We start from the raw sequence: 17836 nt of genomic DNA, 5'->3' as shown, positions 1-17836 counted from the left end.
GCCGCTGCCCCCCTCGGGGGGCGGCGGTGACGGCCTACCTGATCCGACGGCTGTTCCAGGCCCTCCTGACGGTGCTGATGGTCACCGTCATCTCCTTCGGCCTGATGCAGCTCATGCCGGGCGGCCCGGTCCGGGCGATCCTCGGCTCCCACGCCACCCCGGCCAACATCGCCCACCTGACCCAGCAGATGGGTCTGGACCGCCCCGTCTACGTGCAGTACTGGACCTGGCTGGACGGCCTGCTGCACGGCAACCTGGGCTTCGACTACATCCAGCAGCGCCCGATCTCCGACCTGCTGTTCAACGCCCTCGGCGCCTCCGCCTACATCGTCGGCGCCTCGCTGCTGCTCGCGCTGCTGATCGCGGTGCCGGCGGGCCTGCTCCAGGCCACCCGCCGCAACAGCGTGCTGGACCACGCCTTCACGGTGTTCTCCTTCGTCGCCTACGGCGTGCCGACGTTCTTCATCGGCTTCCTGATCCAGCAGTGGTTCGAGGACGATCTGCACTGGGTCTCGGTGCAGGACCAGGTGGCCACCTTCGGTGACGCGCTCACCCACCCCGGGGCCGTCTGCCTGCCCGTCCTGACCCTGACCGTCACCACCGTGGCCGGCTACAGCCGCTACATGCGCTCCGGGGTGCTGGACCAGATCACCCAGGACTACGTGCGGTCCGCCCAGGCCAAGGGCGCCTCCCGGCGCCGCACCCTGTACGGCCACGTGCTGCGCAACGCCCTGATCCCGATGGTCACCCTGGTCGGGCTCTCGTTGCCCGCGCTGGTCGGCGGCGCGCTGATCGTCGAGTACGTCTTCAACATCCAGGGCATCGGCCTGCTGACCACCCGTGCCGCGCTGCAGAACGACTACGGCATCACCCTGGCGGCCACCCTGCTCACCGCGGTGACCACCGTGGTCGGCTCGCTGCTGGCCGACCTCGGCTACGCCGTGCTGGACCCACGAGTGAGGCTCACCTGATGGCCCTGACACCCGGTACCACGGAAGGTCGGCCCGCCTCCGCCCCGGGCGGGGAGCCGGCCGGGCGGCCCCGCTCGATGCTCCGGCGCGGCGCGGAGGTCTTCGCCGAGAACAGGCTGGCCCTGGTCGCCGTCGCCGTCCTGGTCTCGATCATCGCCTTCTGCTTCCTCGGCCCGCTGTTCTACCACGCCGACACCTCGGTGGTGAACCTCTCCGCCGTCACCCTGCCGCCGGGCGCCGGGCACCCGCTCGGCACGGACAACGACGGCATCGACGAGCTCGGCAAGGTGATGGTCGGCGGGCAGACCAGCCTGGAGATCGGCCTCGCCGCCGGTCTGATCGCCGCCGTCCTCGGCGCGCTGTACGGCGCGGTCGCGGGCTATCTCGGCGGCTGGATCGACGCGTTGATGATGCGGGTGATCGACTCCTTCATGTCCTTCCCGCTGATCTTCCTGCTGATCTACCTCAGCAGCGTCTACGGGAAGAGCAAGGCCATGCTGATCCTGGAGGTCGGCCTGACCTCCTGGTTCGGCATCACCCGCCTGGTCCGCGGCGAGGCCCTGGCCATCAAGGTCCGCGAGTACGTGGCCGCGTCCCGGATGATGGGCGCGGGCGGCCGGCGGATCGTGCTGAAGCACATCCTGCCCAACACCATCGGGACCACGATCGTCAACACCACGTTCTCGATCGCCGACGCGGTCTTCGCCCTGTCCACGCTCAGCTACATCGGCCTGGGCCTCCAGGCCCCCAACAACGACCTGGGCGGCATGCTCGACGTCGGCACCACCTTCGCCGGCCAGGGCTGCTGGTGGATGATCTATCCGCCCGCCGCCGTGATCATCCTGATCATCCTGTGCTTCAACGTGATCGGCGACGCCCTGCGCGACGCCTTCGAAACCCGGCTGCAGAAGCGGTGAACCCGACGGAGGATCAGCAGTGGCGCTCCTCGAAGTGACCGGCCTGCGCACCGAGATCCGGCTGAAGCGCTCGGTGGTGCACGCCCTGGACGGCGTCGACCTCGCGGTGGACGTCGGCGAGACCCTCGGCATCGTCGGGGAGTCGGGCTGCGGCAAGACCATGACCGCCATGTCGATCATGCAGCTGCTGCCGAACGGCGGCAGCGTCGTCGACGGCCGGGTCCTGCTCGACGGCCGCGATCTGCTCGCGCTCGGCCCCGAGAAGATGGACCGGGTGCGCGGCAACGACATCGGGATGATCTTCCAGGACCCGACCACCTCGCTCAACCCGACGATGACCATCGGCCGGCAGATCTCCGAGTCCGTGCGCATCCACCGCCGGGCCTCCCGGAAGGAGGCGCACGAGCGCGCCGTCGAGGTGCTGTCCCTGGTGGGGATGCCCAGCCCGGCCCAGCGGGCCCTGGTCTACCCGTACGAACTGTCCGGCGGGATGCGCCAACGGGCCATGATCGCCATGGCCCTGGCCAACGAGCCCAAGCTGCTCATCGCCGACGAGCCGACCACCGCCCTCGACGTCACCGTCCAGAAGCAGATCCTCGAACTCATCGACCACCTCAAGCAGCAGCTCGGCATGGCCGTCATCCTGGTCACCCACGACCTCGGCGTCATCGCCGGACGGGCCGACCGGATCGCCGTCATGTACGCCGGGAAGGTCGTCGAGACCACCGGCACCGAGGAGCTCTACACCAACCCCCGCCACCCGTACACCGAGGCACTGTTCGAATCGCTGCCGGAACGTTTCGCCGAGTCCGGCGGCCGGCTCTACTCGATCCCCGGCCTGCCGCCGGACCTGACCACCCCGCCGCCCGGCTGCCGGTTCGCCGCACGCTGCCGCTACGCCACCGAGCGGTGCCACGCGCAGGAGCCGCCGCTGTCCGGGGAGGCCCCGGAACACCGCTACGCCTGCTACTTCCCGGTCGGCGAAGCCGAGCCGGGCGGCCGCCCCACCGCCGTGGCACCGCCCCCGGCGACGCCGGTACGGGCCCCGGCGGTACGGGCCCCCGCGGTGCCCGACGACGCGCCGGCCGAACCGCTGCTGCGCATCGACAACCTGGTCAAGCAGTACGCGGTGACCAGCGGCCTGATCCTGCGCCGGGCCGTCGGCGCGGTCAGCGCCGTGGCCGACATCTCCCTGACGGTCCGCCGGGGAGAGACGCTCGGCCTGGTCGGCGAGTCCGGCTGCGGCAAGACCACCGTCGGCAAGCTCATCGTCGGCCTGGAGCGGCCCACCAGCGGCAGCCTGGTGTTCGAGGGCCGGGACCTGGCCCTGGTGCCACGGGCCGAGCGGCGCCGACTGCGCCGGGACGTCCAGCTCATGTTCCAGGACTCCTACGCGGCGATGAACCCCCGGATGCCCGTCCAATCGATCATGCGCGAGCCGCTGGACATCCACCGGGTCGACGGCCAGGCCGAGCGCGACCGGCGGATCAGGCAGATCTTCGACCTGGTCGGCCTGCCGCTCACCGCCCTGGACCGCTACCCGCACGAGTTCTCCGGAGGCCAGCGCCAGCGCATCGGACTGGCCCGCGCGCTGGCCCTGCGCCCCAAGCTCATCGTCGCGGACGAGCCCGTCTCGGCCCTGGACGTGTCGATCCAGTCGCAGGTGCTCAACCTGATGAGCGACCTTCAGGGCGAACTCGGACTGTCGTACCTGTTCATCTCGCACGACCTGTCCGTGGTCCGGTACCTGTCCGACCGGATCGGCGTGATGTACCTGGGCAAACTGGTGGAGATCGGCCCCGCACCGTCGGTGTACGCCCGCCCGGTGCACCACTACACCCGCGGCCTGCTGGACACCATCCCGGTGGCCGACCCGGTGGTGGAGAAGGCCAAGAGCAGCCGGGGCGTCGCCGGGGAACTCCCGTCCGCGATCGACCCGCCGTCCGGCTGCCGCTTCCGCACCCGCTGCGCGGCGGCGCAGCAGATCTGCGCGGAGGTCGAGCCACAGCTCACCGCCTTCGGCCCCGACGACCACCTGGCCGCCTGCCACTTCCCCCTGCGGGCCGCCCCGATCCGCTGAACCGCGCCTCCGACCACGCCCCCTCCGGGAGCGGGCCGGCGAGGCCGTCGGCGATGGGCACATGGCGGTGGGCACGCGGCGGTGGGCACGTGGCGATGGGCACGCGGCGGTGGGCACGTGGCGATGGGCACATGGCGGTGGGCACGTGGCGATGGGCACATGGCGGTGGCCTCCACCCCGAGAGCGGGGTGGAGGCCACCGGGCCGGTTTCCGAGAGGCCGGCGAGTCCGGACGCACCCGGCGGGTGCCGGGCGCCCGCGGGCTGCCCGCGGGAGGAAGGTCAGGTGCAGGGGATGACCCGGCCTCCTGTCACGACGCACTTGGGCGGCACCAGGCGCGGGTGTCCGGTGTTCGTCTGCCACTGCACCTTCGGGACGCCCTTGATGATCGCCTGGAGCGCGTAGATGAAGGCCTCCAGGAAGTCGCCCTTTCCTGCGGCAGCCACCGCGCGGGCCCCGTCGATGGCGGCGCCGGTGGCGTCGCCGGCCTGCAGGATCTGGACGTCGCCCAGGGGGCTGACCATCAGCCAGGCGCCATTGCGGCCATTGGTTCCCGAGGCCCAGCAGACCCGCCCGTCGGCGGCGGTGACGACGAGGTTCCCGTCGTCCTGCATGACGGCCTTGGCCCCGCAGCCCACGGTCTTCGACTCCCATACGGGCCAGGTGTGGTCGCCGATGGCGTCGCCCTGCGTGTAGTAGGCGACGAGGTTGCCGTCCTGCTGCATGACGAGCCGGGTGGATTGCTCCGCCGCCGAGGACTCCAGGCTCTGCCCTGGGCACAGGGTGTCCCCGTGCCACATCCACGAGTCGGAGGACTGCCGCCCGTTGCAGACCGGGGGGAGCTGGATGCTGTCCGGGAAGCGCGGGTCCCTTCCTCCGCCACCGCCGCCGGTGTTCCCGCCGCCTCCGCCTCCGCCGGTACCGCCACCGCCGGTGTTCCCACCGCCACCTCCGGTGACCGCTGAGTCGTCGAGCTTCCACCACTGGGCGGTGGAGGAGGTGCAGGCCCAGACGGCGAGGTCCTCGCTGCTGTTGACGGCGGTGAGGCAACCGTTGTCGGCCGCGGAGATGATCCGGTACCAGCCGGGCAAGTTCTGGCTCTCCTGGAAGCGCCAGAGCTGGTTGGCGTTGCCCTCCTGGGCGCTGGTGAGGTGGGTGCGGTGGGTGCTGGGGTTGTGGTCCATCACCATCGCCCCGGCGAACTTCGTCTCGATCAGCCACTGGTTGTTGGGCTTCTGCCACAGCATCCACTGCTGTGCGGCGCTGCCGTTGCCGCCCAGGGCCTTGATCCGGGTGCCGCCGGCGGTGTTGGCGCCGTCGAGGTCCGCGACCAGGCCGTTGTTGCCGGAGCGCAGGACGGTGGTGACGCCGTGGCGCACCCCGCTGCCCCCGGGCGCCTGCGGGGTTCCCCCGCTGCCGGCGTTCCCGCCGCCGGTCGAACCTCCGCCCGTCGAGCCGCCGTTGTTCCCGCCGTTGTTCCCACCGCCACCGCCGGACGAGCCGCCGGTGTTCCCACCGGCGCCGCCTCCGCCGGAGCCGCCGCCAGGGGTGGGCCCGTTCTGGATGTTGTCGAGCCGCCAGCGCTGGCGGTCCGAGCCGTCGCAGGCCCAGATGCCCAGCTGCTCACCGGCGTTGTTGGCGGTCAGGCAGCCGCTGTCGGTGTCGCTGGTGATCCAGAACCAGCCGCCTCCGGCGTCGTGGAAGGCCCAGTGCTGGTTGGCGTTGCCGTCCATCGTCCGGATCAGGTGGGCGCGGTGGGTGCCCGGGTCGTGGTCCATGACCATGCCCTGGCCGGCGGCGGCCTTGCCGTCGGTCAGCAGCGTCTCGATGATCCAGCGCCCGTTCGCGGTGGGCCAGAACGCCCAGCGCTGCGCGTCGTTGCCGTTCGAGCCGAGCGCCTTGATCGAGGTGCCGGAGGCGGTGTTCGCGCCGTCGAGGTCCGCGACCATGGTGTTGTTCGCCGAGCGCAGGGTGGCGACCTGCGACGAACCGACGCCGGGGCTCACCACCGGGGTGGTGCCGGGCTGCTGCGCGGGCCGCTGCGGGGCGCGCGGCGGGACGGTGCCCAGGCCCCAGCGCTGCGCGTCGCTGGCGTTGCAGTCCCAGATCTGCAGTGCGGTGCCGTTCGCGGAGTTGCCCCCCACGACGTCCAGGCACTTGCCCGAGTTCGGGTTGACCAGGGAGGAGTCCGCGCCCTGGCGCCAGTTCTGCGCCGCGCTGGCGTTGCAGTCGTACAGACCCACCCGGGTGCCGCCGGCGGTGTTGCCGGCGGCGACGTCCAGGCACTTGCCGAACGCCTTCAGGACGAGCCCGCCGCTGGTCGCGGTCGGGGTCCACTGCTGGGAGGCGGTGTTGTTGCAGTCGTAGAGGTCGATCGGGGTGTTGTTCGCGGTGTTGCCGGCGGTGACGTCCAGGCACTTGGACGGCAGCGCCGAGTAGACCGGCACCGCGGCCGCGCCGCCGGAGTTCCCGCCACCGCCACCGCCACCGTCACCGCTGGTGCCACCGGTGCCACCGCCGGTCGACGGGTTGTCGACGGCCTCGGTCAGGCGCCACTTCTGGGCGTTGGTGCCGTCACAGCCGAGGATCGCCAGCTCCGCACCGTCGGCCGCCGCCGTGAGGCAGCCGTTGCCGGCGGCGCTGACGACCGTGAACCAGCCGCCCCCGGCGTCGGTGAACCGCCACAGCTGGTTGGCGTTGCCCTCCTGCGCACCGATGAGATGGGTGCGGTGGGTGGTGGGGTTGTGGTCCATCACCATGCCGCCGCCGAGCTTCGTCTCGATCAGCCACCGGCTGTCCGGCTTCTGCCACAGCGTCCACTTCTGCGCGTCGTTGCCGTTGCGGCCCTGCGCCTTGATGCGGGTCCCGGCGGCGGTGTTGGCGCCGTCGAGGTCCGCGAGCAGGCCGCCGTTGCCCGACTGCAGTACCACCGTCCGGTTGTGTGCGGGCTGCGCACCACCGGCGCCCAGCGGCGGCTGGCCGCCGGTGCCGCCACCGCCCGTGCTGCCGCCGTTGTTGCCGTTGCCGCCCCCGGTCGTCGGCACGGTGCCGGAGAGCTTCCACTTCTGCTGCGCGCTGCCGTCGCAGTCGCGGACGGCCAGTACCTCGTGCGCGCCGCGCTGGGTCAGGCAGCCGCCGGCCGCGCTGACGACGTTCGTCCAGCCGCCCCCGGCGTCCCTGAACTGCCACAGCTGGCCGGGCTGCCCGTCCGCGGCGGCCGGTGCGAGCACGCTCTCGTGCCGGCCGGTGTCGTGGGCCAGCAGCATGCGCTCGGCGGCGGAGGCGCGGTTGTAGGTGAGCCGGGTCTCGATCGCCCAGTTCCCGTTGCCGCGGTCCCAGAACACCCACTTCTGCGCGTCCGTGCCGTTCGGCTCGTAGGCCTGGACGGCGTTGCCCGCCACGGTGCTGGAGCCGCGGACGTCGGGCACGAGGGTGTCCCCGGTGCCCGGCTGGAGGTATGCGCCGGTCCCGGCGTCGTTGCCAGTGCCGCCGTCGGGTCCAGTGCCGTTGTTGGGGCCGCTGGGAGTCGACGGGCCGCCGAAGATCGGCGGAAACATGGGCAGAACGGGGAACCCGGGCAGCGAGATCCCCGGAGGCGCGGGCACCGGCGGACGGCCGCCGGTGGAACCGTTGTCACCGCCAGGGGTGTTGCCGTCCGGCTGGTCCTTCCGCTTGCACTTGGGAGGCTCCTCCGGCGACTTGGGCGGGTTCGACCAGGCGGCGGGGTCGTTCGGGAAGCCGGTGGTCGCGGGCCACGGGACGTCCGGCAGCCCCGGCAGGGAGGGCCACGGGACGGTGGGGAACCCGGGGACGGACGGCCAGCGCCAGAGCGGGATGCTCGGGAGCGTCGGCCAGGTGACGTCCGGAAGCGAGGGCCCGTCCGTCCCCGGTGCATCCGGCAGGTCGGGGTGGCCCGGCCACGGCACGTTCGGGGAGCCGGGCACCGAGGGCCACTTCACCTGCGGGAATCCCGGCACGGTGGGCCAGGCCAGGTCCGGGTGCCCCGGGATCGCCGGGTCGGTGGCGCTCGGCAGCCCGGGGATCAGGGTCCTGCCGTCGTCGTTGCCGTTGCCGGGCAGCGGCAGCACCGGCCACGGGACGCCGGGGTGGCCCGGCATGGCGGGCCACGGGACGGTCGGGGAGCCGGGGACGGCCGGCCAGGTCGCCTCGGGGTGGCCGGAGACGGCGGGCCACGCCGTGGTGGGCAGAGTGGGGAAGCCGGGCCAGCGCAGCTCGGGCAGGTCGGGGTGGCCGGGCATCGGGACGCCCGGGAAGCCCGGGACGGACGGCCACGGGATCGCCGGGTGCCCTGGCAGCGACGGCCAGGTCACCTCGGGGCGGTCCGCGACGGTCGGCCACGGCAGGTCGGGGAAGCCGGGGACGGTGTGGCCGGCGCCGGAGCACGGCACGGACAGGTGCCAGCCCTGCCGGTCGGAGCCGTCGCACGGCGCCACCGTCAGCGCGGTGCCGTCCAGGGTGAGGCAACGGCCGTCGGTGGCCGTGGTGATGCGGTAGCCGCCCGCGCCGTCGGCGACGAAGCGCCAGCGCTGGCCGGGGCTGCCGTCGGGCTTGCCGTTCGTCGCGTCGTTCTCGATCGGCCGCACGGCCAGCCGGTCACCGTACGCGGGGACGCTGAGCACGCTGCCCTGTCCGGCCGGGGTGGTGCCGTTGGTCCGGCCGGTCTCGATCACCCAGGTGTCGTCCGCCTTCTGCCAGGTCGCCCAGCTCTGCCCGGCGGAGCAGTCGGGGGCGGCGGCCCGTACCGGGCTGCCCGGAGCGGGCGAGGCGTCCGGCACGTCGGCGACCAGGCCGGCGGCTCCGGAGGTCAGGACGGAGACCTTCCCGTGCTGCGGCTCCCGGGCTGTGGCGGCGGAAGCGGAGGCCGTCGGCGGCGCGCTGTCGGCCGGGACGCCGGCCGGGACGTCAGCGGGGACGCCGGCCGCCGCGAGGGAGATCATGGACGCGGCCGCTGCTCGGGGCGGGGACGGGACGTTCGGCCGACAGGTCTCGTCCTTGCGACGCAGCGGGTCCTTGCTGAACATCACCGGGAAGTGGTCCGATTCCTCCACGTAGCCGAGGCGGCGCGCCGTGTACTGGTGGTCGGCCGGCAGCCCCCGGGCGATCATGTAGTCGTATTCGGAGGTCGGGCGGTTCCTGGAGTAGGTCATCATGCCGGAGCTGACGAGCCGACGGCCGTCGCCGAACACCTGCGCCATCGACAGCGACCCGGGCTCGCGGTTGAAGTCGCCCATCAGGGCCCAGTTCGCGTCGCCCGTCGCCGTGACCGCCTGGATGGCGGCCGGCACGTTGTTCCGCTCATGGAAGCCTGCTGCCCTGTTGGTGGCGTGCATGGAGTAGTACCACGTGCCGTCCGCGAGCTTGACGCCCAGGATGGGCTTGGCATCGTTAGCCACCTGGCCGTTGTTCTCCGGCTGAGGCGGGATGACCCTCACCACGGGCGCCGCAGCGTTGTCGATGCTCCGGGGCACCACGAGGGCCAGCGAGCGTTCTTCACGGGTGGCTGTCCTGACCCGGTAGATGGTGCGAGTGCCGCCTGTCCAGGCGGGAAACACCTCCCATCGGTACCTCTGGACCTCGAAACCGTTCGTGTTGATCGATGCTTCGGGCACGATGTCCGGATCGTCCGGTTCCGCGTCCCGGATTTCCTGCAGCGCGAGAATGTCAACACGTTGGGCGAGATCGAAGATCTCCCCCCGCCATCTGGTGCCGTACCGATTGTTGTAGGTCGCGGCCGAGTGTTCCTGAACGGTCGCTGGTACGGCCTGCGGCGGAGCGACGGGGCCCACCGCGTGCGCGGGTATCGGGAACGCGCCGATGAGCCCCGCCAGCAGGGCGAACAGCGGTACGACCGCCGTGTACGCCCATTGTGGTCGCCACGGTATTCGCCGTTCGGTCGGTGAGGCGGCCGTGCCCGGGTGTGCCATTGAGAAACTCCTTGAAACTTCACAGCTGTACCGGGGCACGTTGACAGTGGGTGGTAGACAAACGATGAACGGATGGCCCTGGCGCGTATATCTCGCTGCGGTACCGGCTGTGAACCCGCGACGGGTCCGATGCCCCGCCAGTGGCCACGGTCGACCAGCAGTCCCAGGTGATCCTGATCCTCGTGCGGGACCTGTAGACGGGCCGCACCGGCGGCAAGCCCCCCGGCAGGCCCCCTGCTCGACGCCCTCGCCCAGGCCTGCCCCTCACCGCTTCCTGCTGCCGCGTCAGCGTCCCGCAGCCGGCCCGGGCTGCTCATCCGTTCGGGTGAGGCGAGGTTGGAGGGGGGGCCGGGGGTGGCAGAACGGCGGGCATGACGACTTCCTCCACCAGGCGCCGCCGGGGCCGCCCTGGCAAGCCGGCCTTCGCGCCCGTGCCCGTCCGCCAGGCCGTCGGTCCCGCGGTGCCGTCCGGGCCGCGTCGACCTGCCGCCGGGTGCTGCCGGACCTGGAACAGCGAGCACAGGCTGCCCGGCGGCCAGGTGGTCCGGACGACCTGGCACCAGCCCGCCTGCCTGGCCTGGGCCGTCCGGTGACCACGCACCAGATGCCGGACGGACACTGCGCGCGCCGGCTGCCGTGCCCTCCGGCGCCCGGTCCCCCGGTGGCTTCGGTGAGGACGGCGGCGCCGCTGACGCCGGTGATCGTGGCGTTGGCGGTGCCGTCCGGCAGGGGGCGGGTGTCCTCCCGCGGGCCGGGTAGGGCGTTTTGTCCTGGCCCCGTCCGGTTTCGGACGGGCGGCTGCCCCGGGGCGGGGTGCTCCCGGGGCAGCCGTGGCGCGGGTGCGGGTGGGGTCAGCCCTGCCCGCCGGTGCTGATGCCGGTCTCGGTGGCGCTGCCCGCGACGCCGCCAGGGCCGACCACGACGGCGCCGGTGAGGAAGGAGGAGCCACAGGGGCCGAACTGGGCGTCGGTGACCTGAAGGGCGCTGCCGTTCGGGCCGACGGCGAACGCGCCGCTGTCGAAGTTGACGGTGGGGATGTTGTCGGTCTCGGCGGCGGAGGCGGTGGTCGCCGCGCCGATGACGAGCGGGAGGCTGAGGACGGAGACGGCCAGGATGCGGTGCGCGGTACGCATGGGTGGAACCCTTCGAGGTGCGAATGGTGAGGGTGGATCGGACGGCCGTGGTGTGGCGGCCCGTCACCATCCACACACGGTCGTGTGCGCATCGCTACCGGGGGGAGGCTGTTCGTACCATCGGTTCACTCGGGCCCTCGGCCCGGCTCCGCTCGCCGGGCCCGGCCTGCCGGCCGTGGACCCACCGGCGCCCGTCCCCCCCCGCAGGGCCTGACTCCGTCAGGCGAGGTTCTGTTCCAGGGCCGCGAGGTAGCGCTTCATCGCGTGGTCGCGCACACCGGCCGTGGCCGGAGCGAACGCGTCGGCGGTCAGGCCCTTGGCGCGGTCGGCGAGCCCGGCGACCAGGCCCATGGAGTCGTGGAGCCGGCCCGAGGAGTCGATGTACTTCAGCGCCTCGACGTGGGTGTAGGCCGGCTCCGGCGGCAGCTGGGGCACGATGTCGTTGTTGTTGACGAACCGGTACAGGCGTCCCTTGAAGCCCTCGTTGCAGGCGGCGGCGAGCAGCCGGTCACAGGTGCGGGGCTGCCCGAACGTGATGATGCCGTCGGCCTGGAGGCGCGGGTCCTCCAGGTACAACCGGGCGCCGGCCAGCATCGCCAGGGCTCCGCCGAGGCTGTGGCCGGTGAACCACACGGTCTGGCCGTTGGTGCGCAGCTGGGCGTGGACGTCCCGGACGTCCGGGAAGACCGACTCCAGCGCTTCGGCGAAGCCGTAGTGGACGTAGCCGGTGCGGGCGGGGCCGGGCCAGGGCGGCGTGGAGGAGTCGGAGAGCCAGTCGCGGATCTCGGTCGGTTGGGTGCCGCGGAACGCCGTGACGACCATGTGGTCGCTGGCCATGGTGTAGCCCTGGGTGTCCTCCAGCGGGAAGGGCGGAGTGAACCGGGTCTGGTGGTGACGCACCCGGTCGAAGCCCCAGTCGCGGGCCTGCTGTTCGATGGTGGCCTCGTCCTGGTAGGCGAGTTCGGACGCCTTCGCCAGCCAGTAGGCGTGCGGGACGCTGTAGTTCTTCGCCTGGTGGTCGAAGGTGGTGGGCACGGGCACGGCGATCTCTCCTCCGGGACGGCCGGCGGACGGGGGACGCACCGCCGGCGCGGACATCAGCCCCGTCGTACCAGAGCGCGGACCGCCGCTCCGGGTGGGCCGCGCCCGGATGTCATCCCGACAGCCGAGCCGGCGCACGGGGGCGGCTACGGGTGGTGGAGGGCGCGGGCGTACGCCAGGTCGGCGGGCCCGTTCTGGCCGATGTGGAAGAAGTGGTTCACCTGCCAGGCCTGCGTGCTGCGCGCTTGCCGGTTGGTCGTGGTCACCCATGGCGGGTAGACGCGGAACCCTCGTTTCCCGCCGGAGCCGTTGCGGGAGACGATGTCGCGCTCGCACAGCACCTCGGACGGGAAGACGAACTGCCCGAAGCCGTTGTCGTCGCGGCAGCTGATGACGAAGAGGTCCACCCCGTCGTCGGTGTCGAAGGGCCGGATCGGTCCCTCTTCGGATCGCAGCCACACGGTGACGAACTGGCCCGCCTTCGTCGGGGTGGTTTTGGCCGCGCGGAACCGGACCGAGCGGCCGTCGATCGTGAACCGGCAAGCCGCGTATTCGGTGCTCTCCGGTTCGGCCACCGGGGGCGAACAGGCCAAACCGCTCGGGTCGTACACCAAGGCCTTCGCCGCCAGCAGGTCAGCATGAAGTCCTGCCCACGGCTGATTCGTCACCATTCCGTCATTCTGCCATCGAGGCTGCCACCCCTTGAGGTGCTCTATCAGGGGCTCCTGCCATCGGACCCGATCACGGACAGGCGGGTGGAGCAGGCGCCGTCGCCGTCCGGTCGGCAGCCGCTCCCGGCTGCGCCGCTCCTGGTCGGGTGGTCGAGCGCGTCGCTCTACACGGAGTCGTGTCGACCTGCCGGTGGCCGATCCGATGCCGCAGACCGCGGCCTTCGCCTCCGCTCTAAACCAGCTCCCGCAGGCGGAAAGCGGGCCCTGCCCCGGTAGATTGCCATCCTTGATCGAGCGCGGTGCGCACTCCCGCCTCGACGATGGACGGCACGACGGGGAACGCTGACGTGGCTGCCAGAAGCACCGGGCCCATCTGGTCGACCCGCTGGACCGCGAAACCGGACCGGCCCCATGCGCACGCGATGCAGCAGCGGACACCACCGTGTACCCGCCACCGGTACACCACCTCGTCGATGGTGATCAGGCGCGACCCTTTCTTCCTCAGCGTCAACTATGCCTCCTCGTACGGAACATTGGTGATGGGACGACCACTCGACTCGACCTCGCCACACCGAGCGTGCCAGAGTCCGAGGACGAAGGCACCCGACCTCCGGCGAGTCGCGTTGCCCCTCAGGGGCTCGCGTTGGCCGGGCCTGGCACGGATCCGACGGTCAGTGCGCGGCATGTCACCGCGTGACAGCGCCGCTGTCGCTGTCGGGCGACACCGGCGGCGGGCGACACCGGCGGCGGGCGGTCGAAAGCGCGGGCATCCGCGAGTGAGGAGCCACCTGGCAGAAGGCCTGGACCTTCGGGTGAACACCACCGGACCGACGGCCCGTCAACGCACCCGTTGACGGGAGCGTTGACGCCGCGTCTACCGGGGCCCGGTGGCATGACCGCAGGCCGGTTCCAGGGGGGAGCCGCCCGAGAGGAGAACCCCGAGATGATCACCCGTCGTACGGCCGCCGCCGCCGTCGTCCTGTCCGCCGCGACCGTCGTGTCCGGGATGGCCTTCGGCGCCGGGACCGCCAGTGCGGCCGAGTCGCTCCCGTCCAGCGGCGCCGACTACCGCATCTCCAGCTACGCGGGCGGCGCCCTCCAGTGGGACAGCCGCAACAACGCCTCCAACGTGGTGGTCCGCGACTGGAACGAGTCCTCCGCCCAGCAGGTCTGGACGGTCAGGGACGAGGGCAACGGCACCTGGTCGGTCAAGGTGCCCGGCACCAACAACGCCGTCGACCGGGACCGGGGCAAGAACACCGTCGGTGCCTGGAACTACGTTGGCGCGGACAATCAGAAGTGGTGGCTGGAGAACACCTCGATGGGCAACGGCCGGGCCTGGCTGCTGCACAGCGTCTCGGACAGCACCCTCTGCCTCGCCCGTGGCGCGGACCTGAACGCCAAGGTGGCCGCCTGCAACGCGGGGGACCCGGCGCAGTCCTGGAACCTCGATCGCAACGGCGCCACCACCCCGCCGACCGCCGGCCGCCCGACCATCGACCTCGACTACTCGCAGGCCCCGGACCTCGGGCCGTGGCTGGAGCAGCAGAAGAGGACCGTCGCGGACTACTACCCGACGATCTCCAACCTGATCACCAAGGGAGCCTTCGCCGCCCCCAGCTACTTCAAGATCATCTTCGACCCGAAGCTGACCGACTACCCCGCGTTCACCACGGTGAACCCCAGCAACGGCGTCAAGGAGGTCCACGTCAACATCGGTTACACCCGCGGCAACCAGGGTGACACCGGCTTCCTGGTGCACGAGGCCGTGCACGTCGCGGTCTGGGACAGCCCGTTCTCCGGCAAGTGGTGGCTGGGCGAGGGCCTGGCGGACTGGGTGCGCGACTACAACTTCCAGCCGGGCACCGGCGCCCAGCACTTCGGCCCGGACTCCAACTACGACAGCGGCTACCAGGCCACCGCCCGGTTCATCGACTACGTCTCGAAGGCCTACAACAAGCCCGACCTGGCACACCTGCTGAACACCACGAACTACAACGAGCAGATCTGGGTCCAGCTCACTGGCAAGAGCGCCCAGCAGCTCTGGAACGAGATGCCCAAGTAACCCGCGCCCCCACACCCCACCCGACGGCCCGGCACCCACGAGGTGCCGGGCCGTCGTGTTGACGTCAGGAGCGCCGCCAAGGGGCGGGTGTGCGCGGTGCGAGACGGCCCGGCGCGCCTGGAAACACCGGAAGGTCACCTTTTCGAGTGAAGATCGAGATTGGGGCCCCGAGTTCTGATCGCTCGTCCCCGATGATGCGTTCGAGAGCTCGCGGAGAGGGCCGGGCAGGAGCGGTCTGTCGGGAGGCGGCATCGCCGCGTCCTCGTGGCAGCCTCCGCGGCAGCGCCCGGCGAGGCCGCGTTCCCGAGTGACAGCACACCCGATGAGGAGATGAAGTGCAGGAGAAGCGGCTCAAGTCCTGGGGCAACAACCGCGCGGGTCAGCTCGGCGACGGCACCTGGACGGACATCCGTACGACGGCCACCACCGTGCTGGGGCTGACGAGCGCCGAGGTGGTGAAGATCGCCGCCGGGGGAAGTGGCCCCACCGCAGGTTTCGGGCTGGCCCTGCTGACCGACCGCACGGTGCAGACGTGGGGCGCCAACGGGTCGGGGCAGCTCGGCGACGGCTCGGTGTTCAGCCACAACGCGCCCGGCCAGGTCGTCAATCTTTCCGATGCCACCGACGTCGCCGCGGGCGGAGTGCACAGCCTGGCACTGCTCGCCGACCGGACCGTGGTCGCCTGGGGGCGCAACAACTACGGCCAGCTCGGCAACGGCACCAACGCCGACAGCAGCGTCCCGGTCCGGGTCGAGGGACTCAACAAGGTGATCGCGATCGCCGCCGGACTCAACCACAGTCTGGCGCTGCGCGAGGACGGCACCGTGTGGGCCTGGGGCTACAACATCAACGGCCAGCTCGGGGACGGCACTTCGGCGAGCCGCAACGTACCGTCCCCGGTGAACAACCTGACCGGTGTGACCCGGATCGCCGCCGGAGCCGACCACAACCTGGCCCTGGTCGGCCCGCCGAGCACTTCCACCAAGCCCACCAGCGGCAACGCGGTGAAGGCGTGGGGCTACAACGCCACCGGCCAGCTCGGCGACAACACCACCATCAGCCGCTTCACCCCGGTCGACACCCAGGGCAGCTGGCTCGGAGGGGTCTCCGGGATCGCGGCCGGAGCCCACCACAGCCTGGCCGTCACCGACAGCGACAACAAGCTCAAGGCCTGGGGCCGGAACACCTCCGGCCAGATCGGCGACGGCACCACCGACTACCGGATCACCCCCGTCCAGGTCCCCGGCCTCACCGGCATCCAACTGATCGCCGGCGGCCGCGAACACAGCATCGCCCTGCTCGGCGACAACACCGTCCGCTCCTGGGGCAACAACGGCTCCGGCCAACTCGGCAACGGCACCACCACCGACAGCAGCACCCCCGTCACCTCGCTCACCGCGCTGACCGGCGTCGACAAGATCGCCGCACCCCTCGGCGGCGACTTCAGCCTGGCCAACTGAACCCGGCGCGGGGGGGGGGGGGGCCCCCCCCGCCCCCCGCCCGCGGCGGGGGGGGGGGGGGGCCCCGGGGGGGGGGGGGGGCGCGGGGGGGGCGGGGGGGCGGGGGGCGCGGGGCGGCCCCCCCCCCCCCCGCCCCCCCCCCCCCCCCCCCCCCCCCCCCCCGCGGGCGGGCCCCCCCCGCCCCCCCCCCGCCCCCCGGGGCGGGGCCGCCGCCCCCCCCCGGCCCCCCCCCACGGCAGCACGGTCCGGCTGACACACGTGTGGGCGGGCGGGACCGGGTCGGCCCGTTCTCCTCCGCTGCGTACCGCGCCCCGGCACCGCTCGTGCCGGGGCGCGGCGGCGCGTTCACCTGCCCGCGTTCACCCTGGCGCCTTCATGCGGGCGGGGTCCACCCGAGCTCCGCGCCGCCTCCATGGACGACGCACACCCTGTTCGTCAACACGCTGCTGATCGATCGTCAATCCAGTCCTGGTGTCCTGACCGCGTTCCGCAGTCGCATCCGCACGCGGTCCACCGACAACAGGAGATCCCCGTGTCCCACCCGTCCGCCCGGACCCTCCGCCCCCGCCCGAGCACCGGCACCCGCCGCCGCACCCGGCTGGCAGGCCTGGCGCTCGCCGTCTCCGCCATATCCGCGAGCAGCATCACGCTGCTCGCCGCGCCGGCGAACGCCGCCGTGGTCGAGCAGATGATCACGATCCAGGACCACCAGAACCACAACTCGCTGGCCAGCGCCGACGGCGAGGGTTCCCGGATCGTCGCCCGCAACTACCAGAACGCCTCCACCTCGTTCTGGATCTCCAACAAGCCCGGCGACCGGGTCGACTTCGCCCGCAACGTCAACGGCACCGAGCGCGTGCTGGAGATGGACACCAACGACGGCCGGTCCACCCAGTTCATCCACTGGTGGGCGGGCGCCAACCAGCAGTGGACCCTGGAGCCCGTCGCCGGCGGCGGCACCTACCTCCACAACGCCCGCGACAACCGCTGTCTGACCTACCACGGCCTCGACCAGGAGGTCACCGTCGAGAACTGCGACGGCAGCATGTCCCAGCGGTTCGACCTGATCGGGTCGGGCACCGGCCCGGGCCCGGGTACCTCCGTCGAGCAGCGCTTCCTCGACCGGCTCAACACCGTGCGCGCCCAGAACGGCAAGCCGGCGGTGCGCCTCAACCAGACGCTCTCCCAGGCCGCCAAGTGCAACGCCGACCAGATGGACCAGCGCCGCGTCTCCGGCCACTTCTGCGACTCGAACGGCATCGCGCGCAACCTCGGCTACACCGGGAGGGGATTCGGCGAGATCGCCTTCTACGGCCCCACCGACATCGACGCCGCCGTCGACGGCTGGATCAGGTCGCCCCTTCACCTGGGGATCATGCTCGGCGACTACAACGAGGTCGGCCTGGCCCGCACCGGCAACGCCTCCTGGAACGCGGACTTCAGCACCCGCTGACCCCCGCCGCGACCGCTCCGCCGGGGCCGCTCCACCCGGCGGAGCGGCCCCGGCCAGAGCCTCCGCCAGTGACGGCACTTCCGGGAGGCCGGCCGGCGTAC

General features: G+C 72.0%; 12 protein-coding genes. 7 read left to right on the top strand and 5 right to left on the bottom strand.

What is annotated here, in order from left to right:
- The first annotated feature begins 26 nt into the window (after positions 1 to 26).
- From ACIOGZ_RS36565 to ACIOGZ_RS36555, 3 genes are read left to right on the top strand one after another with little or no spacing between them, the layout of a single operon-like run.
- Positions 27 to 971 (top strand): ABC transporter permease, encoded by a 945-nt coding sequence (locus ACIOGZ_RS36565; protein ID WP_363581283.1) that lies wholly within the window; start codon positions 27 to 29, stop codon positions 969 to 971.
- Positions 971 to 1888, top strand: a complete 918-nt coding sequence (locus ACIOGZ_RS36560; RefSeq protein ID WP_363581285.1) for an ABC transporter permease — start codon at positions 971 to 973, stop codon at positions 1886 to 1888. Before ACIOGZ_RS36565 ends, ACIOGZ_RS36560 begins: the two co-directional genes overlap by 1 nt.
- A 19-nt stretch (positions 1889 to 1907) precedes the next feature.
- Entirely contained in the window at positions 1908 to 3968 is a 2061-nt protein-coding gene (locus ACIOGZ_RS36555) for a dipeptide ABC transporter ATP-binding protein (RefSeq protein WP_400989116.1), read from the top strand.
- Positions 3969 to 4248: 280 nt separating this feature from the next.
- On the opposite strand, the gene ACIOGZ_RS36550 is transcribed toward ACIOGZ_RS36555, so the two are convergent.
- The gene (locus ACIOGZ_RS36550; RefSeq protein WP_400989113.1) at positions 4249 to 9381 is read right to left on the bottom strand and encodes an RICIN domain-containing protein; all 5133 of its coding nucleotides are present in this window, start codon (positions 9379 to 9381) and stop codon (positions 4249 to 4251) included.
- A gap of 902 nt (positions 9382 to 10283) precedes the next feature.
- On the opposite strand from ACIOGZ_RS36550, the gene ACIOGZ_RS36545 reads away from it, so the two are divergent.
- Entirely contained in the window at positions 10284 to 10505 is a 222-nt protein-coding gene (locus tag ACIOGZ_RS36545; RefSeq protein WP_400809214.1) for a hypothetical protein, read from the top strand.
- Between the two features lie 258 nt (positions 10506 to 10763).
- Here ACIOGZ_RS36545 and ACIOGZ_RS36540 read toward each other — a convergent pair whose 3' ends face one another.
- The 4 genes from ACIOGZ_RS36540 to ACIOGZ_RS36525 all read right to left on the bottom strand — a co-directional run bounded on the left by ACIOGZ_RS36540 (position 10764) and on the right by ACIOGZ_RS36525 (position 13268).
- Positions 10764 to 11045, bottom strand: a complete 282-nt coding sequence (locus ACIOGZ_RS36540; protein WP_363581293.1) for a hypothetical protein — start codon at positions 11043 to 11045, stop codon at positions 10764 to 10766.
- Positions 11046 to 11264: 219 nt separating this feature from the next.
- Positions 11265 to 12086, bottom strand: a complete 822-nt coding sequence (locus tag ACIOGZ_RS36535; protein WP_400809210.1) for a lipase family protein — start codon at positions 12084 to 12086, stop codon at positions 11265 to 11267.
- A gap of 146 nt (positions 12087 to 12232) precedes the next feature.
- Positions 12233 to 12757, bottom strand: a complete 525-nt coding sequence (locus ACIOGZ_RS36530; RefSeq protein WP_363581297.1) for a MepB family protein — start codon at positions 12755 to 12757, stop codon at positions 12233 to 12235.
- Positions 12758 to 12989: 232 nt separating this feature from the next.
- Positions 12990 to 13268 carry a hypothetical protein gene (locus ACIOGZ_RS36525; protein WP_363581299.1) on the bottom strand — a complete coding sequence of 93 codons (279 nt, stop codon included), beginning with the start codon at positions 13266 to 13268 and terminating at the stop codon, positions 12990 to 12992.
- Between the two features lie 432 nt (positions 13269 to 13700).
- On the opposite strand from ACIOGZ_RS36525, the gene ACIOGZ_RS36520 reads away from it, so the two are divergent.
- From ACIOGZ_RS36520 to ACIOGZ_RS36510, 3 genes are all read left to right on the top strand, one after another.
- A complete protein-coding gene (locus tag ACIOGZ_RS36520; RefSeq protein WP_400989111.1) occupies positions 13701 to 14822 on the top strand; it encodes a basic secretory protein-like protein in 1122 nt (373 codons plus the stop codon).
- A gap of 335 nt (positions 14823 to 15157) precedes the next feature.
- Positions 15158 to 16282 carry an RCC1 domain-containing protein gene (locus ACIOGZ_RS36515; RefSeq protein ID WP_400809204.1) on the top strand — a complete coding sequence of 375 codons (1125 nt, stop codon included), beginning with the start codon at positions 15158 to 15160 and terminating at the stop codon, positions 16280 to 16282.
- Between the two features lie 532 nt (positions 16283 to 16814).
- Positions 16815 to 17735: a CAP domain-containing protein gene (locus tag ACIOGZ_RS36510; RefSeq protein WP_400989109.1), complete on the top strand. Its 921-nt coding sequence runs from the start codon at positions 16815 to 16817 to the stop codon at positions 17733 to 17735.
- The last annotated feature ends 101 nt before the right edge of the window (positions 17736 to 17836 follow it).

The organism is Kitasatospora sp. NPDC088160 (assembly GCF_044741445.1).
Taxonomy (GTDB): Bacteria; Actinomycetota; Actinomycetes; order Streptomycetales; family Streptomycetaceae; genus Kitasatospora.
The sequence above is the reverse complement of the archived record's forward strand: the minus strand, read 5'-3'. Positions and strand labels throughout refer to the sequence as shown.

Bases quoted from the DNA above. Each gene is read 5' to 3' on its own strand.
- ACIOGZ_RS36560 (WP_363581285.1), top strand. From the start codon at position 971: ATGGCCCTGACACCCGGTACCACGGAAGGTCGGCCCGCCTCCGCCCCG.
- ACIOGZ_RS36545 (WP_400809214.1), top strand. From the start codon at position 10,284: ATGACGACTTCCTCCACCAGGCGCCGCCGGGGCCGCCCTGGCAAGCCG.
- ACIOGZ_RS36540 (WP_363581293.1), bottom strand. From the start codon at position 11,045: ATGCGTACCGCGCACCGCATCCTGGCCGTCTCCGTCCTCAGCCTCCCG.
- ACIOGZ_RS36530 (WP_363581297.1), bottom strand. From the start codon at position 12,757: ATGGTGACGAATCAGCCGTGGGCAGGACTTCATGCTGACCTGCTGGCG.
- ACIOGZ_RS36520 (WP_400989111.1), top strand. From the start codon at position 13,701: ATGATCACCCGTCGTACGGCCGCCGCCGCCGTCGTCCTGTCCGCCGCG.